We start from the raw sequence: 21,791 nt of genomic DNA, 5'->3' as shown, positions 1-21,791 counted from the left end.
CCACCGGCAATTCCGATTCCCGTCAGGAGGCGACATGACACACCCGAAAAACGCCCGAATGGACGCCCTGGTGATATTCGGCGCGACCGGGGACCTGGCAAAACTGGAAACGTTCCCGGCGCTGGTCGGCCTGGTTGAACGCGGTGTGCTGGAGGTACCCGTCATCGGCGTCGCGAAGAGCGGGTGGAACCTTGAGCAGTTCCGCGACTACGCGGTCGCGTCGCTGCGGCACAACAACATCGACCCGGACGGGGACCCGGCGAAAAGAATGCTGGACCTCCTGCGGTACATCGACGGTGATCTCACCGACGACGCGACCTTCCGGCAACTGGCAGCCATGCTCCCCAGGGATGCGGGCACGCTGTTCTACCTCGAGGTTCCGCCGTCGTTGTTCGCAACGATCACCCAGGGAATCCGACGTGCCGGGCTGGCCGCCGGTGCCCGGGTGATGGTGGAGAAACCGTTCGGTACCGACCTGCGCAGCGCGCGGGAGCTCAACGCCACCATGCACCAGACCTTCCCGGAGGACGCCATCTACCGCGTCGACCACTGGCTCGGTCTGGATCCGGTGGCGCAGGTCCTGGCGACGCGCTTCGCCAACACCGTCCTCGAGCCGGTGCTCAACCGGACCTATGTCGAAAGCATCCAGATCACGATGGCGGAGGCATTTGACGTGGCCGACCGCGGGCACTTCTACGACCGCACCGGTGCCATCCGCGACGTGCTGCAGAACCACATGCTCCAGATACTCGCCGTCGTGCTGACCGAGCCTCCCCCGGGCGCCGCTCTCGAGCACCTGACCGATGTCACGGCGAACGCGGTCAAGTCACTCGTACCGCTGTCGGTGGACCAGGTCGTCCGCGGCCAGTACGACGGCTACCGCCATGTCGTCGGGGTCGCCTCGACCTCCACGGTCGAGACGTTCGCCGCGGTTCGACTGCGGGCTGACAGCTGGCGGTGGGCGGACGTGCCGATCCTCATCCGGGTGGGCAAATGCATGCCCGTCACCGCCACCGAGATCACCATCCGGTTCCGGCCGGCACCCCAGAACGTATTCGGCGTCGAGCCGTTCGGCAGCATGAACACACTGCGTTTCCGTATCTGGCCGGAGACCCGGATCGCGATGACGCTGGCCGGCAAGAAACCAGGGTTCGGACCGCGTCCGCAATTGAACGAACTGGCCTTCAACGAACAGCCCGGAGCGGACATGCGACCGTACGACCGGCTGATCGGCGCCGCACTCGGTGGCATGCGGATCCTGTTCGCCCGCGAGGACGCCGTCGAGGCCGCATGGCGGATCGTCGACCCCGTACTCGGTGACGCCGTGCCGGTGCACCGGTACCCGCGCGGCAGCTGGGGCCCCGCCGAAGCGGACGGTCTGCTCCCAGCGGGTCAGCGGTGGTACGACCCGCAAGCCTGAGGAGATATCGCACAGCCACAGCCACAGCCGCTGACCGGCCCGGCCCGGCCACGCCGGGGCCGGGCCGGCAACTCACCCGGCCGGGGTGATGGCCGCGACCGGGTAGGAGCGCCGCGACGGGGTAGGGAGCCCACCGTGCACACGAACGCTGACAACCGTGGGCGAGGAAGGAACACACATGACGATCGGACCTGTCCAACTGCTGGTACTCGGTTTCAAGCAGCCTGATTTCCGCGGTGAAGTCCAGGAAGAGCTGCAACGGCTCCGGGACAACGACCTCGTGCGGGTGATCGACGCCCTCGTCGTCCAGAAGGACGCCGCTGGCGATGTCGCAGCCGTGCGCGGCAGCCAGCTCACCGACAAGGAGCAGGTCGAGCTCGGCGCACTGGTGGGTGCGCTCATCGGTCTGGGCGCAGGCGGTGAGGCCGGCATGAAGGCAGGCGCCGAACGCGGTGCGCAGGCCGCGGCCGAGCGGGGCGGAATGATCAATGAAGAGGAAGCCTGGGACGTGCTGGCTGAGATCCCCGAGGACACCGCGGCCGCGCTGATCCTGCTTGAGCACCGGTGGGCCATCCCGCTGCGCGACTCGATCGCGCGCGCGGGCGGGTTCCGGCTCGCTTCGGAGTTCATCAGCCCACTCGACCTCGTATCGCTGGGCCTGGTGGAAGCCCGCGAGGCCGAAGAGCTGGCAACAGCGGAACGGGCCGCGATCTGACCCGCCCCACAACACGACGCACGACGCACAACACGCAGGCCAACAGAAGAAGGAGGGATGACGATGCTCGGACGCTCTCGCCGGGTCGCTCGACGCACCGGACGCCGGACAGGTCGACGAACCGCCCGCCGGGTTGTTCGCCGTGAAAGTTGACAGGGCCGTGAAAGTTGACAGGCTCTGAGATCTGAGCGGGGAACCGCGGCCGTGCGCAGCATGTGGCCGCGGTTCCCCGCTCAGGTGTCGTCGCAGAGGGCGTCCCACACCCCGCCCAGGGCGCCGGCCATGGTGTCTTCCCAGCCGTCGTCGAGCGTGCCGTCCAGGACGAGTTCTGATCCGCTGGGAAACAGGGACTGCTCGGCCCAGATGGTCTTACCCCCGGCCGTGTACCTGGCGCCCCAGCGCTGGGTGAACTGCGCGACCAGGAACAGGCCCCGGCCGCCCTCATCGCTGGCACGAGCATGTCGCAGGCGTGGGGATGTGCTGCTGCCGTCGGAAACCTCGCAGATGAGGGTGCGGTCCCGGATCAGACGCAGGCGGATCGGCGCGGTCGCGTACCGGATCGCGTTGGTGACCAGTTCACTGACAAGCAGTTCAGTGGTGAAGGCCGCTTCGTCGAAGCCCCAGAGGGCCAGCTGGCGCGCGGTGTATGCGCGGGCGAGGGCCACGACGGCGAAGTCGGCGGGCAGGTCCCAGGATGCGACCTGGTCCGCCGTGAGTGTACGGGTGCGCGCCAGGAGAAGTGCCACGTCGTCGTCTGGCCGGTCCGGCAGCAGGGCTTCGATCACACCTTCGCGGATGGCCTCCAAGGGCTCATCCGCGCGCTCGAGTGCCATCCGCAACCGGCCCAGCCCGGCATCGACGTCGTGGTCACGCGCCTCGACCAGACCGTTGGTGTAAAGGGCTATCAGGCTGCCTTCGGGCAGCTCGATCTCACCCGCCTCGAACGGCAGGCCACCGAGACCCAGCGGCGGACCGGCGGGTAGGTCGGGGAAGGTCACCGTGCCGTCGGGGCGGACGATCGCGGGCGGGGGATGACCGGCCCTGGCCAGCGTGCAGATCCGGCTGACCGGGTCGTACACCGCGTACAGACAGGTTGCCCCCAGCACGGCGGGGCCGGCGGTCGCCGCGGCCGTGTCCTCCTCCTCGTCGGTGAGCCGGATGACAAGGTCGTCAAGGCGGGCGAGCAACTCGTCAGGGGGCAGGTCCAGCCCGGCGAGGGTGTGGACGGCGGTGCGCAGCCGTCCCATGGTCGCCGCCGCATGCAGCCCATGGCCGACCACGTCCCCGACGACCAGCGCCACCCGGGCGCCCGACAGCGGGATCACGTCGAACCAGTCCCCACCGACGCCCGCGCTCTCGTCCGCGGGCAGGTAGTGCGAGGCCACCTCCACGGCTGTCTGCCCGGGTAGCCGGTGTGGCAACAGGCTGCGCTGCAGGGCCAGCGCGGCGGTGTGCTCCCGGGTGTAGCGGCGGGCGTTGTCGATACACAGCGACGCCCGGGCGACGAACTCCTGGGCGAGTAGCAGATCGTCCGCCTCGAACGGCTCAGGACGTGCCCACCGGACGAACGAGGCCACACCCATGACGACACCGCGCGCCCGGATCGGGACCAACATCAGCGAATGGATGCCGAACTCGCGGATCTTGGCCGCCCGCGCCGGATCGTCGACGACCCACACGCTCCGGTCGGCATCCACCACCGGTTCCAGGACGGCCTCGCCCTCGACCAGGCAGCGGGCCGCGGGCGCTGCCAGCATGACCAGGTCTCCGATCTTCGCGACCGACTCCGGGCAACCGGCGCGTAGCGACTGCTGCCCCGCGCGGCGCATCGGGGTCCGCCCGACCGTCGACCGCACGGTCGGTTCCTCACTGCGCAGAACCGAGTCCAGCAGGTCCACGGCCACGAAGTCGGCCAGGAGTGGCACGGCCACGTCGGCCAGGTCCTGTGCAGTCAGCCCGACATCAAGGCTGGTGCCGATCCGGGTGCTGGCCTCGTTGAGCAGCGCCAGCCGCTGCTGCGCGCGCCAGCGGTCGGTGACATCCACGGACATGTAGCACAGGCCCAGGACGCACCCGGCCGAGTCGGCCAGCCGGAAGATCGACGTGGAGGTGGCCAGTTGCCGATCGGAGTCCCCGCTCGTCCGGCCCTGATACCCCACGTCCAACAGGGGTACCCCTGTCTTCAGCACCTGGCGCATCTGCGCCTCGATGCGCTCGAGGGACGAACTGGCCATCAACTCGGTCGGTCGCCGCCCCAGACGCCTGTCCCGCGAGATCCCGCCCCATCGCTCCAGCGCGTCGTTCAGCCACACCTCACGCAGTTCGGTGTCCAGCACGGCCATGGCGATCGGCGCGCGGGACAGGAGTCCGTCCAGCACCGACAGGTCCGCCCCCCACCAGCGCGTCTGTGCCACGTCGGAGGCCAGCAGCAGCCAGCTGCGAGCGTCCGCCGACTCGCTCAGGGAACAGACCCGCAGACCGACGTCCACCCGGTGGCCGTCGGCGTGCCGGGCGGGCAGCAGGCCGCCCCAGTCACCCTCGGTCTGGCACCGCTCGACCGCCGCGTGGACCGCCACGACATCCACCGGCTGGTAGAGAATGAACACGGCATGCTGGCCCACCACCTCCTCCGATGTGTAACCGAGCAACCGCTGCGCCGCCGGGCTCCAACTGGTGACTGTGCCCCACCTGTCGAGCACCGCCGTCGCGAGCGGTGGCAGCGCGAACGGGTCCTCGCACGCAAACGCGGCCGTTGTCTCCACTGTATTCATCATCAGATGTCCTACCCACGCCACCCGGCTTTATCTGTTCCCGTCGGCGGCGTCTGTAACCAGCAGCCCACCCATGATTGGCAGTCAGAATCCGTGGTCACCAGGTGACTCCGCGTCCCCGATATCAGTGGCGCATTACGGCATCGCGACGCTTCGCCAGCCGAGAACGTCCCGCACATCCGCCGGTCCGCCAATCTCAAAACAGATTCTCAGCCAGGTCACCGAGCCGAGTTCGGCGACTACGGCCACAAGTGACATCGCGCACGGGCACGACAGGCCTTAGGGCCTGTCCGGTGGATCTTCGATCGCACGGACCGATGCCCAGAAGGCGCCCCGCCGCGTTGTCGTCGTCACCGATAGAACACCACTATCGACTCCTCCTCCGCCTTGCGGGCCACCTTCTGGATCATCGCCCGCATCGACCAATATCCATCGGACAGGCCCTGGTCCTGATTTAGTAGGTCATGGTGCCGGGACCGCCCGAGCGCCGGCGGACGCTTGACCAACCGGTTCAGTACCCGTGCCCCCTTGCCCGCTCTCCGTATTTCGTTGGACGCTGCTTCCTGATGCCTCCGCTCGCAGTCCTGACCGACCGACTACCCGACCTCATGGTGCGCGACCAGCACCGCCTGCAACGCCGTGTCGACGGCGCGCGCCGGATCCGCGACACCGAAGCCCACCAGGCCGTGGTCGCCGAGATCGCCGCCGACATCGACGCGGCTGCGCTGCGCGTGCAACGGCGACGCGCCCGGGTACCGATGATCACCTATCCTCCGGCGCTACCGGTCAGCCAGAAAAAGGACGACATCCTCGCCGCGATCCGCGACCATCAGGTCGTGATTCTCGCCGGTGAAACCGGCTCGGGAAAGACCACGCAGCTGCCGAAGATATGCCTTGAGCTGGGACGAGGCGTGCGCGGCCTGATCGGCCACACCCAGCCGCGCCGACTGGCTGCGCGCGCGGTGGCGGAGCGGATCGCGACGGAGCTGGGCGAACCCGACGGGCAACCGGGCGGGATCGTCGGCTACAAGGTGCGGTTCACCGACCAGGTCGGCGGGGACAGTCTGATCAAACTGATGACTGACGGCATCCTGCTGGCCGAGATCCAGACAGATCGATCGCTGTACCAGTACGACACACTGATCATCGATGAAGCCCACGAACGCAGCCTCAACATCGACTTCATCCTCGGCTATCTGAAGCAGCTCCTGCCACGCCGACCCGACCTCAAAGTGATCATCACGTCGGCGACCATCGACCCGCAGCGCTTCTCCCGCCACTTCGGCGACGCGCCCGTGATCGAGGTCACCGGCCGGACCTTTCCGGTGGAGGTCCGCTATCGCCCCCTGGTGGTGGAGACCGACCCGGCTGCGCAGCCGCCGGCCCGACCGCCGACCGCGATCGCGCCGCCGACCGGCGCCCGCAGCGGCCGGGCCACCACCGCCAAAGCCGTCGAACGCGACCAGACAGAGGCGATAACAGCCGCGGTGGATGAACTGTGCGCGGCGGGTCCCGGCGACATCCTGGTCTTCCTCAGCGGTGAGCGCGAGATCCGGGACACCGCCGACACCCTGACGAAGCGGGCGCTGCGCAATACCGAAATCGTGCCGTTGTACGCACGGCTGTCCGCCGCCGAACAGCACCGGGTGTTCCAGCCCCACGCCGGGCGCCGGATAGTGCTCGCCACCAACGTCGCGGAGACATCGCTGACCGTCCCGGGCATCAGGTACGTGATCGACCCGGGAACGGCGCGCATCTCCCGGTACAGCAACCGGACAAAGGTTCAGCGCCTGCCGATCGAAGCCGTCTCGCAGGCGTCGGCGAACCAGCGTAAGGGGCGTTGCGGCCGGGTGGCCGACGGTATCTGCATCCGGCTGTATTCGGCGGAGGACTTCACCGCCCGCCCGGCATTCACCGATCCGGAAATCCTGCGCACGAACCTCGCCTCCGTCATCCTGGCGATGACCGCACTGGGCCTGGGCGACATCGCGGCTTTTCCATTCATCGACGCCCCGGACTCGCGCAGCGTCGCCGACGGGGTGCTGCTACTCGCCGAGCTCGGCGCCGTCGACATGGAAGGCACGGGGACATCCAACAAGGCAGGTGGGGTCGCGACCGCCAGCGGGCGCCGCCGTCTGACCCCGTTGGGCCGCAAACTCGCCCAGCTGCCCCTGGACCCACGACTGGCCCGCATGGTGCTGGCGGCCGAGGACAACGGTTGTGTGCGAGAAGTCATGGTCATCGCCGCCGCGCTGTCCATCCAGGACCCGCGTGAACGTCCCGTCGACGCCCAGCAGGCCGCTGCGGAGAAACACGCCCGCTTCATCGACAAGCAGTCGGACTTCCTGGCCTATCTCAACCTGTGGGAATATCTGCGGGAACAGCAGGAGGAACTGTCGGGAAACCAGTTCCGCAAGCTGTGCCGAACCGAGTTCCTGAACTACCTGCGGGTCCGCGAATGGCAGGATATATACGCTCAGCTACGCCAGGTCACAAAAAGCCTCGGGATGTCGGTGAACACCGCACCGGCCGACCCCCGGCAGATCCACCTCTCGCTGTTGGCCGGCCTGCTGTCACACATCGGTCTCGCCGACCCCGAGAAGCCGGACTATCAGGGTGCGCGCAACGCCCGGTTCGCCGCCTTCCCCGGTTCGGCGTTGTTCAAGAAGCCACCGCGCTGGGTGATGGCCGCCGAGCTCGTCGAGACGTCCCGGCTGTGGGGACGCACGCTCGCACGCATCGAGCCGGAGTGGGCGGAGGCGCTCGCGCCCCACCTGGTCACCCGCACCTACAGCGAACCGCACTGGGAGAAGACCCGGGGCGCGGTGATGGCGTTCGAGAAGGTGACGCTCTACGGGGTGCCCCTGGTCGCGTCCCGCACGGTGAACTACAGCGCGGTCGATCCGACGTTGTGTCGGGAACTGTTCATCCGCCATGCCCTGGTCGAGGGCGACTGGCAGACCCACCACGCGTTCTTCCACGCCAACCAGGAACTGCTCGACGACGTCGAGGAGCTGGAGCACCGGGCGCGGCGCCGCGACATCCTGGTCGACGATGAGGCCCTGTTCGACTTCTACGACCAGCGGATCCCCGCCCACGTCGTCTCCGGCCGCCACTTCGACAGCTGGTGGAAGAAGGCCCGGCAGGCCGAACCCGACCTGCTCGCCTTCTCCACGGCCATGCTGATCAAGGCTGACGCGGCCGGGGTCGACGAGCGCGACTACCCCGATACCTGGCAGCATGACGACCTCAGCCTGGCGCTGTCCTACCAGTTCGAACCTGGCACGGAGGCGGACGGTGTGACCGTGCGCATCCCGCTCCCCGTGCTCAACCAGGTGAGCGCCGACGGCTTCGACTGGCAGGTACCGGGCCTGCGCGAGGAGCTGGTGACAGCGCTGCTGCGATCGCTGCCCAAGCAGATACGGCGCAACTTCGTCCCTGCGCCCGACTACGCCAGACGGCTCCTGGCATCGGTGGCACCGGCCGACGGGCCGCTGCTCGCCGTCCTGGAACGCGAACTCGGTCACCTCAGCGGCGTGGATGTGCCCCGGGACGCCTGGCAACTCGACCGCGTACCCGACCATCTGAAGATCACATTTCGGGTGGTGGACGAGGCGCAGCGCACCCTCGCCGAGGGCAAGGACCTCGCCGCGCTCACCCGGGCACTGGCGCCGACGCTGCAGGCTGCGGTCAACGCCGCGGCGGACGGCGTCGAGCGCCGGGGCCTGCGGACCTGGGACTTCGGCCCGATCCCCCAGCTGGTCGAACAACGCCGCGCCGGTCAGCCGGTCCGGGCCTATCCCGCGCTGGTCGACGAGACCGACAGCGTGGCCATCGCGGTGTTCGCCACCGAGACCGAGGCCCGCCAGGCCATGTGGCAGGGCACCCGACGCCTGCTGTTGCTCAACGCGCCGTCACCGATCCGCGCCATCAACGCACAGCTGACAAATCAGGCTAAACTGACACTCAGCCATCATCCATACCGCACCGCCACCGAACTGCTCGATGACTGCATTGCCTGCGCCGCAGACAAACTGATCGCGGAATGCGGCGGTCCGGCCTGGGACTCCGACGGTTTCACCAAGCTGACGGAAATCGTCCAAGCCGACCTGACCGCGACCGCGACCGACGTGGTGACAAAGGTGGAGCGTGTCCTGGCAACCGCGCACACCATTGAACGGCAGCTCAAGGCGACGACGAGCCTCGCGTTGGTGCCGGCGCTGCGCGACGTGCGCTCCCAGCTCTCGGGCCTGGTGTACCGGGGTTTTGTCAGCAGCACCGGCTGGACGCGACTACCCGACGTCGCCCGCTACCTCGCCGCGATCGCGCTGCGGCTGGAGAAACTGCCGGGCGACCCCAACCGCGACCGGGAACGCACCCGGCAGGTCGAGCAGGTGACGCGGGAGTACGACGAACTGCTTGGCCGCCTGCCACCGGGTAGCTCACCCGGCGAGGAGCTGGCACGAATCCGGTGGATGATAGAAGAGCTGCGGGTCAGTTACTTCGCTCAGACCCTGCGGACGCCGTACCCGGTATCAATGGAACGGATCTTCCGGGCGATGGACCAGCTCACGCTCTGACCGAACCGATCACAGCGATCAAGGAGACCAGTGGCAGTGGCACTTCGCGCTTTCGGACGGACCGGAGTCAGGGTCAGTCCGCTGACGCTCGGGGCGATGATGTTCGGCGCCTGGGGAAATCCCGACCATGACGACAGCATTCGGATCATTCACCACGCCCTGGATGCGGGCATCAACATCATCGATACCGCGGACGTGTACTCGCAGGGCGAGTCCGAGGAGATCGTCGGCAAGGCGCTCGCCGGGGGCCTGCGGGACGAGGTGGTGCTCGCGACGAAGTTCCACCTACCCATGGACGACAACCCCAACCACCGTGGCAACTCCCGCCGGTGGATCATCCGCGCGGTCGAGGACAGCCTGCTGCGGCTGCGGACCGACTGGATCGACATCTACCAGGCCCACCGGCCCGCGCCCGGCACCGACTTCGACGACACCCTCGGCGCGCTGAGCGACCTCGTCCACCAGGGCAAGATCCGCTATATCGGGACGTCGACCTTTGAACCGTCGGCCATCGTGGAAGGCCAGTGGATCGCGCAGCGTCGTGGCCGTGAACGCGTCGTCTCCGAGCAGCCGCCGTATTCCCTACTGGCCCGCGGCATCGAGCGGGAGGTCCTGCCGGTCGCGCAGCGCTATGGGCTGGCCGTGATTCCGTGGAGCCCACTGGCCGGCGGGTGGTTGACCGGGCGGTACCGAAAGGGAGCCGAGCTGCCCGTCTCCGGCCGCCGCCAGCGCTCGCCCGGACGCTTCGACCTGACCCTCCCGGCAAACGTCGCCAAGCTCGAAGCGGTCGAGCAGTTGGCCCTGCTGGCCGAGGAGGCCGGGCTCTCCCTGGTCCACATGGCCATCGCGTTCGTTCTTGAGCATCCCGCCGTCACCTCGGCGATCATCGGCCCGCGGACCATGGAGCAGCTCGAGTCCCAGCTCGACGCGGCCAAGGTGACGCTCTCACCGGACCTGCTCGACCGGATCGACACAATCGTGCCACCGGGCACGACCATCAACACCGCGGACGGGGGCTACGAACCACCGTCCCTGACCGACCCGGCCTGCCGCCGTCGGAGCAGCGCCGGACCCCGATAGCGAGGTATCGATCTATAATCTGGTGTGACCACGAGGTCACAGGGAGGCGGTTCGGCATGCGCACCGTAGTTCTCGGCGAGCGTCCCCGGGTTCTCGATGAGTTCATCGCCCGACGCGAATCGCTCGGGCAGGACACCTTCGACGAGATCTGGAACGGGGAATATCATATGGCGCCGGGTCCATCAGCAGAACACGGCCGTGTTGACGACGAAGTCAGTGCTCTGTTGCGCCCACGGGCGCGGGCCGCCGGGCTCGTGCGCACCGGCCCGTTCAACCTCGGCCGCCGCGAGGACTACCGAGTACCCGACGGTGGGTTGCACCGCGGACGCCCCAGCGGCGTGTATCTGCCCACCGCCGCGGTGGTCATCGAGGTCGTGTCACCAGACGACGAGACCTACGCGAAGATCGATTTTTATGCCGCGCACGAGGTGGATGAACTGATCGTCGCCGATCCGGCGCGCCGGACGGTACGGATCTGGCAACTCGTGGACGGCAAATACGATGAAACCGGGCACAGCGACCTGCTGGACATCACGGCGACAGCGCTGATCGACGGCATCGACTGGCCCTGACGGAAAAGCCGAGACTGTACCGAGTCCAACCATAGACGCATCGAGAAATCAGCACCGACAACTCGTGCTGCACGGTGGGGACCAGCGGCGTTGAATAGGAGCCGGCACCGCGCGGCGACGACCGGGAGGCGACTCGATGCTGGTCCGTGATACCAAGGCCCCGAGCTATGAAACCCTACGACCTTTCAAGAATCCGGATGCCCCGGGAAATCTCGGGAAATTCCCCGGGTTTCCCGTCTACGAGGGGCTGAGCACCTACCTCGCGGATGCAAAGGACCATCCCGATGACGTGGTGCGCCATGTGCTGGCGACCTGCGCGGCATATGTGTACGCGAAGGTCGATCCACCCGGGCCGGAGAACACCGACACGCTCGCCACCATGATGGCCCGCATGGGACTCGAGGAGAACAACTGCCGCATTGTCGCAGAGTCCGTCGACGCGATGCTCATCTCGTCCACCGCCGCCATCGTGCAGAGCAGCGACAAAAGGGTCGTCATCCTGGCTTACCGGGGCACGGAACCGTCGAATATCATGACCTGGCTGACCGACGTCGAGATCTACGCAGGTGATGCGACGAAGTTTCGTGTGTCGAACCCACGGACGGGTGACAGCGGCGCCCTCGATCTGCATGCGGGCTTTTACCGGAACGTCCGGGCGACGCGCTACGAGGTGTTGCGCGCCCTGAAACGCGCGATGGCCGGGCAGTCCATCCTGGATGCCGATATCAGGCCCGGCGAGGGTGATCTGAACGGGAGCCAGCACATTACTCCCACCCTCTACATCACCGGCCACAGCCTGGGTGGTGCGATGGCCGCCATCATGGGGATCATGCTGATGACCGACCCTCAGTACAAGTACACCATCGGTAACAACCTGCGGGCTGTGTACACCTTCGGCCAACCGATGATCGGCCCGCAGGCGCTCGCCGACGCGTACGAGAAAATCGAGAACCGGGCTCCGGTACTCCGGTACGTCCACCGTAAAGACCCGGTGCCCCATCTGCCGCCACGCCAGACCGGTACGTTTGCACACTTCGGTCGGGAGTGGCACTACGACGGAAAAGAATGGAAGGAGACCAGTGCCGAACCGGCGCGGCAGATGAAGGATGTCACGGGTCTCGGCCGGGCGGCCCTCGCGTTTGTGGCCGAACAGAGCCCGTCCCTGCGCCGGATACCCGTCGACTTCTCGATTTCCGATCATTTTCCGCAGCACTACGTCGAGAGACTGACCCCGCCCGGCACGCTCATCAGCGAGTTCGGTGACGACCAGCTGATACTGCCGACAGGCGAGCCGGCACCCTGGCCCATGCCGAGCTTTCTCCGGAGTCTTCCGCAGGTCGTGGTCAAAGCGACGGAAGGCATCATCGGAAACGGCATCCGGATGGCGGGGAACGTCGGACGTGCCGTCGGAAGCACGGTTACCAGGCGGACATAAGCCGCCTCGGATCATAGAAGGCCACGCCGGTCGCGGTACACGTCGTGCGGCCCACCGCGACCGGCGTGGCCGCGGTGGCACCGGGCACCGCTGTACGGGACGTCAGCAGCTCGTCGAGGTCGGCCTGGCTGAAAGGCGCACTGTCCCGCCACTTGATCGACCCGATGAACGTGACCGCCTTCGGCGGTGCGCTGGAACGGACGCCGACCAGATCGACCTCAGGGATATTGCCGCGAGGCCACCAACCGCCGACCGTTTCCGCGCCACCGAGAACGGGATCGGATGCGGCCAGACGGGTCAGCGCCTCCCGCACCAGCGGCTCGACCGCCCGTCCACGGTAGTGCGCCCACGATGCGCTGACCCTGGCCCGGGCGAGATCCGACCGGCCGCGCTGAATGTCGTTGATACCGGGCTCGACGAAACGCAACCAGAACCGCAGGTACGGGTCCGCGATCCGATAGCGGGGAACATTGGAGGATTTCACCGAAACGGGCTGGTCGACCGCGATGACCCGCTTGTCGGCAAGCAGTCGAAGCGTACGGCTCAGCGGGGTCGCCGCAAGCCCCGCGCGCCCCGCGATCGCCGAATGTGCCCGTTCACCGGCGCCGATCGTCCGCAGGACATCGCTTGCCTGCAGATCACGAGGAAACTCGGCGTCGAGCACCCGCTGCCCGATGACGACCAGCTCGGTGTTGTCGTCGGCAAACTGGTCGTCGAGAAAGGCGTCGAGACCCTGGTGGCGTCGCCACTCGAGGAGCAGGCGGGGATAACCACCGGTGACCAGTTGGGCGTCGAAAGCCTCCGCCGCCCGGTCCGAAGGAATGCCCAACATGCGAGCCGTGTCGCCGAGCAGGAAGGGCGTGACAACCATCTCCTTGACCCGCCCGAAAAGAGGACGGTCGTGCCCGGTGAGCATCTCCATGACGGCGAGGTCGCTACCGATGAGGATCATGAGAACCGGCCGGCTCTCGAACAGCCGGTCCCACAGTTTCTGCAACGTGCCGTCCAGGCCGGGATCGCGTTCGAGCAGCCACGGCAACTCGTCCAGGACCACGATCGACGGAGCATCGGTCGGCAGTGCCGCGTGCACCGCGCGCAGAGCCTGCTCCCAGTTGCGATACGCCCCGCCCATGAGCAGGTCAGCACCTGGCAGGGTGCACTCCAGCCGCGCATCCTCGACAAATCCGTCCAGGTCCCGCTGGATGGTTGCCTGCCGGGCGCCGGTAACGAACAGACTCGGCAGGCCGCTGCGTTGCACGAACTCGCTGACCAGACGCGACTTGCCAGCCTGGCGTCGCCCGCGCACACTCAGCAACCGCGCCTCGCCCGCCACCGCAGCGCTCAGGTGACGGGTGAGCCTCGCCATCTCCTCAGCGCGGCCCACGAACGGCGTCTGCCCCATGAGGTCCAGGCTAACATCCATGTTAGTGACATCCATGTTACTAACATCAGTGTTAGTTTTAGGGATGATCGACGGGACCAATCGACGGGACCAATCGACGGGATCAGTGGATGGCGGTCCCGGCCACGGCGCCGACAGCGGCGGTCACGGCCATGGCGAGGCACCCGCCGATGATGACACGGCCGGCCGCCCGTCGCCGGTTCGCGCCGCCGAGCGCGGCACCGACCGTGCCGAGCAGGGCCAGGCCCATCAGCGTCACGCCGATCAGCAGCACGATCCTGGTGTTACTGGTGGCGACGACCGTGGCCAGCAACGGGAGCAGCGCACCGGCGGCGAAACTCAGCGCGGAGGCCCCAGCGGCCTGGACCGGACGCGCAGCGTTCGCCGGCAGCTGGCCGAGTTCGTCGCGGGCGTGCGCGGCCAGCGGATCGGCCTGGCTGAACTCGACCGCGACCTCCCGGGCAAGTTGCGGGTTCAGCCCACGTCGCACGTAGATGCCGGTCAGCTCGTCCAGTTCGGCAGCGGGATCGGCCGCGAGCTCCGCCGCCTCCACGGAGAGATCCCGCAGTTCGACGTCACGCTGAGAACTGACCGAGACGAATTCACCGGCGGCCATCGATGTCGCCCCGGCTACGAGCCCGGCCAGGCCCGCGGTCAGCACGGCGGCCCGCGACGCTGATGACGCGGCGACACCCAGCATCAGGCTCGCGGTCGACACCAGGCCGTCGTCGGCACCCAGCACTGCGGCTCGCAGCCAGCCCGACCGCTCGCCACGGTGTCGCTCCCGATGTCCGGTTCTCGTCATGGTGCGATCGAACGCCACCGGCTCACGCAACGCCACCCGCGACTCGCCACGGGCGAGTGAAAGTCCTCACCGCGGCGGGCGGGAGCCGGCCGCCAGAATGTCGAGGGCCTGGTAGGTCTCGTTGCCGAGCGAGACATGCCGGCGCCCACCACTGTCCCAGCGGGCCCCACGCAAAGTCGTGTTGAAGACCCGTTCCACCCCTGGAATGGGGTTGGGCCTGGTGAAATCCAGCGGCGGGACAAGCTGTAGATCAAGATTGGTGGTCCGACCCAGTTGGGCCAGTAGCGCCGACGAGGTGAGCTCGCCCGGCACCTGGTTGCCGATTTTCTCCACGACCTGCACCGAGAGCCATCCGTTCAGCGACGTGCTCGACTTCCACAGTGCGGCGGACGCGTCCTTGTCACCACTGTTGTACTCGGCGTCAAGCTCCGCGCGCATGCGCCGCAGTTCGCTGAACCGGTCGGCCTCGTCGAGCTCGGGGTAGGCGGTGGCCTCGACCAGCCGGCCCGCGACCGGCCCCAGCTGTTCCAGGCTCGCGTCCGAGATCGCGCCGGTCGCGTGGCAGTAGGAGAGCCGTCCGCCGCCGCCGCGCATCACCGCCACGGCCGCCTGTTCGGTGACCACCATGACCGTGCCGTCGGCACCTGCTGCGGTCAGCCGGGTCACGGTTGGCGTGAAGTCGTTCGTGGTGATGGGCACCCTCACCACCGGACTCACCGGAAGCCCGACGGCCTTGGCACCAACCTGACCAAGAATGAGGAGACGATCGCTGGCGGAAAGGTCGTAACCGACCATCCCGAGATGCCCGGCACCGATCTTCTTCAGCAGCGCCGGGCAGACCGCGGGGAACATGACCAGCGGGCTGAGCACGAAACTGATCGGGGAGTGCAGCTCGGACCCGTCCGCGGACACCCCGGCGGAACCGACCGAGGCGATACCGGCCTTCGCGAGGGTCGCCATGATGCCCCCGGTGCCGCTGGTCTCCGACACGACCGCGAGGACGCCGGTGTCGGCCGCCTGTTTCGCACAGGCCGCCGCCGCGGATCCGTCGTTGTTCTCGTTGCAGTGGACCAGTTGGACCGGATGCCCCTTGATCCCGCCCCGGGCGTTGACGCCACGGACAGCGGCCCTGGTGGCCGCCACCATTTCCGGGTAGTTCCCGCCCGCGGTCCCCGTCGGCGCGATGATCATCACCGTGACCGGTGCGCCAGAGCTGCCCGCCGGTCGTGGTGAACCGGCGCCGTCGCCACCGTGCGCGCACGCCGTCATGCCGGCCAGAGCCAGCGCGCCACCCAGACCAGCCGCGATCATCCGAAGTCGCGCCCTACGCACCCGCGAGCCCCTTCCGTTCGAATTCGCCGACCGGTCGGCCCAGATAGGCGGCCTGCACCCGGGGGTCACCGCACACCTCGGCCGGCCGACCTTCGGCGATCTTCCTGCCGATGTCGATGACGGCCACGCGGTCGCAGACGCCCTGGATGACGCTCATGTCGTGGTCATTGATGACGATGGCGAGTCCCCAGTCGTCGGCGAGGCGGCGCAACAGCCGGACCAGCTGCGCGGCCTCGGTCTGGTCAAGCCCGGCACACGGTTCGTCGAGCAGCAGCACGGACGGCGCCGCGGCCACGGCGCGGGCGACCGAGAGCAGCCGGCGGCGGCCGTACGGCAGCTCCGACACCGTGCGGAACAGATCGTCACGCAGCCCGAACGCACCGACCGCGAGGGCGGCCATGGGCGGCAGCGGTCGCTCCCGTGCCGACAGCAGGTTGGTGAGGTAGGCCCTGGTGTCCCGTGGGTCGCTGGCCGCCTGGATGTTCTCCAGCACGGTGAGGTCCTCGAACAGAGCGAGGTGCTGAAACGTGCGGCCGATCCCGGCACGCGCGCGCCGGGGCGCCCCGAGCCGGTCCACGGGTGTCCCACCGAGGGTCACCACCCCGCCGGCCGCGGGAGCGTGGCCGCTGATCGCGTCGATGAGGCTCGTCTTCCCGGCCCCGTTCGGCCCGATCAGCCCGACCACCTCGCCGGGCTCGACCGCGAGGTCGATGCTGCGCACCGCGGTCATCGCGCCGAACGTGACGGTCAGGCCGGCGACCGCCAGCCGTGCGGGCCGCACCGGCACGGGTTGTACCGGCACGGGTTGCTCGCCGGCGTCGCCGCCGGATGCCAGCAGGTGGGCGAGACGACGCCGGCGGCTGGCGGCGGCGCGCGCCGGCCGGTCCGGCCAGCCCGATCCAAGCCGGGCGAGCGCGCGGTGGATGGCGCGGGCGTTGTCCGCGGCGATGCCGCCACCGGGACCATTCATGATCATTATCAGCACGACGCCACTGGCAAGGGGCAGGAAACGGTCGAGATGGACCAGCCAGCCAGGCCCGCCGAGAAGGTCCCCGACCACCATCGCGACGCGCGTGCCGAGGGTGCCGACCACCAACGTCGCACCCGCGACCGATCCACTCACCCAGCCGATCCCGCCGACCACGGCAAAGGCGATCAGCATGATCGAACCAAACGGCGCGAACGTCCCCGCGCCATAGTTGATGTTCCCGACCTCGCCGTACTCGTAGAAGACGTAGAGCACCCCGCCGAGCCCCGCGATCGCGGCGGACAGCGCGAACGCGTACAGCTTGGCACCGACGACACTGATACCGAGCGCGGCGGCGGCACGTTCGTCGGCCCTGATCGCGATCAGCCGTCGCCCGGCCCGGCCACGGCGCAGGTTGGCCACGGCGAGTGCCACCAGCGTGAACACGACCAGCGCGAGCGTGGCGAAGCCATCCGGATTATCAATCGTGTCGAGTTCGATACCGAACAACGACTGCGTACCCACCACAGTGCCCTCGGGTGAGCCCAGCCCGCCGAAGATGGTCGCGGCCGTACCCGCCGGCGGTGGCGAGTGGTAACCCCGCTGGAACAGGATCGCGTCGGCGGCAGCACCTATACCCAGTGTGACGATCGCGAGCTGTAGACCCCGGGTGCGCAAGGCGGGCAGGGCGAACAGCAGCCCGACCGCGACAGCGCCGATGACGCCCACGACCAGCGCCGCCACCAGCGGCCAGTGCCAGCTGGCGACGATACGGCCGGTGATGAGCGCGGCAACGCCGGCCGGAACGAGCTGGCCCAGGCAGATCTGGCCGGCGAACCCGACCAGAACCACCAGCGACACCATGAGCAGTGCCCAGAGCGCATTGGCACCTACGGCATTCACCCAGTCGCTCGGCAGCACGAACCAGATGAGCGCCAGGGCAACGGCCAGCAGCATGCCCAGGGCCAGCGGATGGATGCGGCCACCGCCCAGCTCCGGGTGTCGGGCCACGATGTGTCCGCGGTCGGGAATGCCGTGCCCGCGCACCACCAGATAGAAGACAATCACGATGAGTGGGATGACGCGATCAGCTCCGGTCCACGCGGGATGTGCGGTGACAAGACCGACCTGGGTTTCGAGCTCGACGAGTCCGAGCGCGAGCCCGCCGGCGAACACCCCCGGCAGTGAGTGGAACCGCGCCATGAGCGCGACAGCGAGCGCTGGTACCACAAGCATGATCAAGCTTGGCGACGACAACGGGTTGCCCAGCGGCGCCAGCAGCACTCCGGCGAGACCGGCGAGGGCCGAGCCCACGCACCACGCTGCGCCCGCGACCGCGTCCGGTGACCATCCGACGGCGGCCGCGGCCCGGGGATTGTCGACCACGGCGGTCGCGGCCAGGCCGACGGTGGTGAAACGAAAGAACGCCCACAGGACGGCGATGACGACCGCCACCGCGGCGAGCCGGACGAACAGGTCGACACCGATCGTCGTGCCGAACATGGTCAGCTCTCCGGCCGGCAGTACCGACGGCGAGGACCGCACCCGGGACCCGAAGCACAGACCGGCCACCGACTGCACAATGATCAGCAGGCCGAGCGTCGCCATGGCGCGGATCAGCGGGGAGGCGCCCCGCAGCGGCCGCATCGCCAGGACCGCAAAGGCGAGGCCGATCGCCGCGGTGACCACGACGGTCAGGGCACCCGCTGGCGCGACCGGCAGGCCCCAGTTCTCCTGGGCCGCGCTGAAGAAGTACGCCGCCCACATCACCAGCGCACCGTGGGCAAAGTTGATCACACCCGCGCCGCGGGCGATGACCACCACGCCCGACGCCACCAATGCGTACAACGCACCGGTGCCGAGGCTGAGCAGCGCGTATCCGAGCAGGTTGGTCACAAAAGCCCGGTCACACGGTGAGCGTCGCGCGGCATACCGAATCCGACGTCCATGAGCCGCCCATCTCCACCCGGAAACTCCGGGACCCGCCGCAATCATACGGAATGTAGTGGTCATCAATATCGCCGGCAAGCCGGATATCCAACTGAATGAGTAGTCTTTTTATATGAATATTGTGCGCCGGACGGATTCCGATCGGTCCGGCGTCTTTCCCCGCAAGCGGGTGTAATGACCTCTACCTGCGGACCTGCGGACCTGCGGACCTGTACCTGACTTCTACCGAACGCGGAGGGCGACGTGGTACCAGCCGACGGCGGACTCGTGGCAGCCGCCGGTCTGCTGGCCGGGACGGTGAACGCGGTTGCCGGCGGCGGCACCCTGATCGCCTTCCCCGCGCTGCTCGCCACCGGGATGCCGGCACTCACCGCGAACATCACGTCCTCGGTCGGGCTGGTGACCGGCTACGCCGGCGGCGCGCTCGGCTACCGGCGGGAACTCGCAGGCCAGGCCACCCGACTGCGCGCACTGGCCATCCCGGCGCTACTGGGCGGGCTGACCGGGGCGGTGGTGCTGCTGGTCACACCCGCGGACGCGTTCCGGGCGGTGGTCGGCTACCTGGTCGTGGCGGCCTGCGGGCTGCTCGGCGCCCAGCCGTGGCTGGCCCGGCTGGTCGGCGCCCGGCGTGCGGCCGCGTCCGCGGCGTCCACCACCAACCGTGGCACCAACAGCGGTGTCACCTGGCCGACCCGCGCGGGGGTGTTCCTGGCGGGGGCGTACGGCTCCTATTTCGGCGCCGGCCTGGGGGTGCTGCTGCTCGGTGTGCTGGGAATCCTGCTCCCCGACGACATCCAGCGCACCAATGCCGCGAAGACGTTGCTCTCGTTCGGGGTCAACGCGATCGGTGTCACCGTGTTCGTGGTCAGCGCCCAGGTTTCCTGGACCTTCGCGGCGATCCTACTGGTCACCTCCTGCGCAGGCGGTGTCCTCGGCGCGCGCCTCGCCCGGCTGCTGCCCGCGTCCGCGCTACGGGGCACGGTCGTGACCCTCGGACTGATCGTCTCAGTCGTCCTCATCGTCGCCAGGTGAGCGCGCCAACGATCCGAGGACTTCGGCCTCCGGCAATGCGACAGAACCACGATCGCATCGCCTTTGGCCCTTCAGGGCGGTGGGTAGGAGGTGATTTGTGGTCCGACCATCGCTCTATGACGTCCTGGGTGTGCAGCCGAGCGCCTCGCCCGCCCAGATCGTCACCGCCTACCGGCAGGCCGCCCGGCGCACCCATCCCGACACCGGCGGCTCCGAGAGCGCGTTCCGTCTGGTCAACACCGCATATCAGGTGCTGAGCGATCCCGAGCGGCGGCGCGCCTATGACCGTCGGCTGCGCTCCCGATCAGTCGGCGGGCCTACCGGCCCCGCCGCACCTACCAGACCCGCCGCACCTACCGGACCGATCTGGCCGACGGTTCCGCGCCAGACGGGCCCACCAGGCCGGACCACCGGCGCCGCGACACCGCAACCCGCAGCCGGCGAAACGCAGCGGCGGACCCGTCGCCGTTACCTGGCGATGATGGCCTGCTGCCTGGCATTGTTCGTATTCGCCGGCAGCGTGGTCCGTTTCCTCTCAGTCCCCGCCGCCCTGGCCATGATGGTCATTGCTGCAATCATTCCACCGGTCGCGGCCGTCATCGCCAACCGCTCCCGGGACTGAGAATCTGTGGTGAATGCTGTTGCGAACATGCTCACAGGCTGGGGGCCAGTTCCACCATCCGTTCCACGTCGTTGCGGTAGGACAGCAGGCAGGGCATGGGGATGTCGAGTCGTTCACCCGTCCGGATGACATCGTCATAGATCTCGTACAGTTCCGCGGGCGCATACCGCCCGTGATTGACCGAAATTCGCTGGGGCAGTTCGCCGCGGAGCATGAGCCGGACCGCGGGCGCCACCGTCGACGGCGGAAGCACGAACGGGCGGGCATCCTGCGCAAAACGTACCTCCGCCCCGCGTGCGGCGCATATCTGCATGGCCTCCCGACCGGCGTGCAATGCGTCGTAAACGGCACGGTTGCTGCGCGTGAACCGCTCGAAACCCCGAGCACGGGCGCCGCCGCATATCCAGGCCGTGGTGCTGGCAAAATACACCCACAGCCAGTGCTCCATGTTGGGATGAATCTCCGGGCGGAAGCCGGCCTCGGCGAAGAGTGCGGCAAGGCGGCCCAGATTCTGCTCGGCGAGGTCCGTGATCGTTCCACCGATCGCCGTATTACCCGTGCTCGCCCCGAGCACGATCCCGCCCTCGAAGGCACCGTTCAACACGTTGTCGATGATGCTGCCGCCGGCCCGGGGAGCGCCCAGCACATACTGATCCTTACTCAGGCAGGCGTCGATGAAGTCCAGGCCGCGCCAGTTGTGGTTCAGGAACAGCACGGTGGCCGAGCCCAGGTTCCGCGCGAGCGTGGGCAGGACGTCAGGTGTCTGACTGTGCCGGACGGCAAGCACCACCAGCTCGACACCGTCAGTCGGCCGCAAGTCGGTGACGATACGGGGACGGAACCGCTCGGTGACCTCCCGCCTGCGCCTGCCCCGGACGTCGAGGATGTTCAGGTCGATCCCGTCGACCCATCGGTCCACCTGCTGCGGGCGGACCAGCACGCTGACCTCGTGCCCGGCCCTTGACAGCGCCCAGGCGTGTAGGGTACCGATCACTCCACCACCGAACACCAGAACACGCATGGCATCCAGTATCCGAAGCCGGTGGGACGTTCGGCAGAGTCGCAGGCCCATCGACGAGCAGCACAAAGACCCACCCGGCCACGGCCT

At 68.2% G+C, this 21,791-nt stretch carries 14 protein-coding genes; 8 read left to right on the top strand and 6 right to left on the bottom strand.

The genetic code is table 11. The annotated features are described in order from the left end of the window. The first annotated feature begins 34 nt into the window (after positions 1-34). Together zwf and U9978_RS13960 are read left to right on the top strand one after the other, a co-directional pair. Complete coding sequence (zwf, locus tag U9978_RS13965) at positions 35-1,420, top strand: glucose-6-phosphate dehydrogenase (RefSeq protein ID WP_322761545.1); 1,386 nt, start codon at positions 35-37, stop codon at positions 1,418-1,420. A gap of 178 nt (positions 1,421-1,598) precedes the next feature. Next, positions 1,599-2,135 (top strand): hypothetical protein, encoded by a 537-nt coding sequence (locus U9978_RS13960; RefSeq protein ID WP_322761544.1) that lies wholly within the window; start codon positions 1,599-1,601, stop codon positions 2,133-2,135. Positions 2,136-2,368: 233 nt separating this feature from the next. Here the strand turns inward: U9978_RS13960 and U9978_RS13955 are convergent, their stop codons facing one another. Then, positions 2,369-4,909 carry a SpoIIE family protein phosphatase gene (locus tag U9978_RS13955; RefSeq protein ID WP_322761543.1) on the bottom strand — a complete coding sequence of 847 codons (2,541 nt, stop codon included), beginning with the start codon at positions 4,907-4,909 and terminating at the stop codon, positions 2,369-2,371. A gap of 563 nt (positions 4,910-5,472) precedes the next feature. Here U9978_RS13955 and hrpA point away from each other — a divergent pair. The 4 genes from hrpA to U9978_RS13935 all read left to right on the top strand — a co-directional run bounded on the left by hrpA (position 5,473) and on the right by U9978_RS13935 (position 12,573). Beyond that, a complete protein-coding gene (gene hrpA / locus U9978_RS13950; protein WP_322761542.1) occupies positions 5,473-9,486 on the top strand; it encodes an ATP-dependent RNA helicase HrpA in 4,014 nt (1,337 codons plus the stop codon). Between the two features lie 36 nt (positions 9,487-9,522). Then, positions 9,523-10,566 carry an aldo/keto reductase gene (locus U9978_RS13945; protein ID WP_322761573.1) on the top strand — a complete coding sequence of 348 codons (1,044 nt, stop codon included), beginning with the start codon at positions 9,523-9,525 and terminating at the stop codon, positions 10,564-10,566. Between the two features lie 56 nt (positions 10,567-10,622). Continuing rightward, complete coding sequence (locus U9978_RS13940; protein WP_322761541.1) at positions 10,623-11,138, top strand: Uma2 family endonuclease; 516 nt, start codon at positions 10,623-10,625, stop codon at positions 11,136-11,138. Between the two features lie 136 nt (positions 11,139-11,274). Continuing rightward, positions 11,275-12,573 (top strand): lipase family protein, encoded by a 1,299-nt coding sequence (locus tag U9978_RS13935; protein WP_322761540.1) that lies wholly within the window; start codon positions 11,275-11,277, stop codon positions 12,571-12,573. Here U9978_RS13935 and U9978_RS13930 read toward each other — a convergent pair. From U9978_RS13930 to U9978_RS13915, 4 genes are all read right to left on the bottom strand, one after another. Then, positions 12,557-13,996 (bottom strand): ATP-binding protein, encoded by a 1,440-nt coding sequence (locus tag U9978_RS13930; RefSeq protein ID WP_322761539.1) that lies wholly within the window; start codon positions 13,994-13,996, stop codon positions 12,557-12,559. The genes U9978_RS13935 and U9978_RS13930 overlap by 17 nt on opposite strands. 82 nt (positions 13,997-14,078) lie before the next feature. Next, a complete protein-coding gene (locus U9978_RS13925; RefSeq protein ID WP_322761538.1) occupies positions 14,079-14,780 on the bottom strand; it encodes a VIT1/CCC1 transporter family protein in 702 nt (233 codons plus the stop codon). Positions 14,781-14,846: 66 nt separating this feature from the next. After that, on the bottom strand, positions 14,847-16,112 hold the full coding sequence (locus tag U9978_RS13920; RefSeq protein ID WP_322761537.1) for an ABC transporter substrate-binding protein: 1,266 nt from the start codon (positions 16,110-16,112) through the stop codon (positions 14,847-14,849). Next, on the bottom strand, positions 16,105-18,975 hold the full coding sequence (locus U9978_RS13915; RefSeq protein ID WP_322761536.1) for a branched-chain amino acid ABC transporter permease/ATP-binding protein: 2,871 nt from the start codon (positions 18,973-18,975) through the stop codon (positions 16,105-16,107). Before U9978_RS13915 ends, U9978_RS13920 begins: the two co-directional genes overlap by 8 nt. A 297-nt stretch (positions 18,976-19,272) precedes the next feature. On the opposite strand from U9978_RS13915, the gene U9978_RS13910 reads away from it, so the two are divergent. Then, positions 19,273-20,061 (top strand): sulfite exporter TauE/SafE family protein, encoded by a 789-nt coding sequence (locus U9978_RS13910; protein WP_322761535.1) that lies wholly within the window; start codon positions 19,273-19,275, stop codon positions 20,059-20,061. 97 nt (positions 20,062-20,158) lie between these two features. Beyond that, entirely contained in the window at positions 20,159-20,683 is a 525-nt protein-coding gene (locus U9978_RS13905; protein ID WP_322761534.1) for a DnaJ domain-containing protein, read from the top strand. 31 nt (positions 20,684-20,714) lie between these two features. On the opposite strand, the gene U9978_RS13900 is transcribed toward U9978_RS13905, so the two are convergent. Further along, positions 20,715-21,704 (bottom strand): ketopantoate reductase family protein, encoded by a 990-nt coding sequence (locus U9978_RS13900; protein WP_322761533.1) that lies wholly within the window; start codon positions 21,702-21,704, stop codon positions 20,715-20,717. Positions 21,705-21,791: the final 87 nt, after the last annotated feature.

The sequence above is a fragment of the Protofrankia sp. Cr2 genome (genome assembly GCF_963555885.1).
Taxonomy (GTDB): domain Bacteria; phylum Actinomycetota; class Actinomycetes; order Frankiales; family Frankiaceae; genus Protofrankia.
The sequence above is the reverse complement of the archived record's forward strand: the minus strand, read 5'-3'. Positions and strand labels throughout refer to the sequence as shown.

Bases quoted from the DNA above. Each gene is read 5' to 3' on its own strand.
- zwf (WP_322761545.1), top strand. From the start codon at position 35: ATGACACACCCGAAAAACGCCCGAATGGACGCCCTGGTGATATTCGGC.
- U9978_RS13960 (WP_322761544.1), top strand. From the start codon at position 1,599: ATGACGATCGGACCTGTCCAACTGCTGGTACTCGGTTTCAAGCAGCCT.
- U9978_RS13955 (WP_322761543.1), bottom strand. From the start codon at position 4,909: ATGATGAATACAGTGGAGACAACGGCCGCGTTTGCGTGCGAGGACCCG.
- hrpA (WP_322761542.1), top strand. From the start codon at position 5,473: ATGCCTCCGCTCGCAGTCCTGACCGACCGACTACCCGACCTCATGGTG.
- U9978_RS13940 (WP_322761541.1), top strand. From the start codon at position 10,623: ATGCGCACCGTAGTTCTCGGCGAGCGTCCCCGGGTTCTCGATGAGTTC.
- U9978_RS13935 (WP_322761540.1), top strand. From the start codon at position 11,275: ATGCTGGTCCGTGATACCAAGGCCCCGAGCTATGAAACCCTACGACCT.
- U9978_RS13930 (WP_322761539.1), bottom strand. From the start codon at position 13,996: ATGGATGTTAGCCTGGACCTCATGGGGCAGACGCCGTTCGTGGGCCGC.
- U9978_RS13925 (WP_322761538.1), bottom strand. From the start codon at position 14,780: ATGACGAGAACCGGACATCGGGAGCGACACCGTGGCGAGCGGTCGGGC.
- U9978_RS13900 (WP_322761533.1), bottom strand. From the start codon at position 21,704: ATGCGTGTTCTGGTGTTCGGTGGTGGAGTGATCGGTACCCTACACGCC.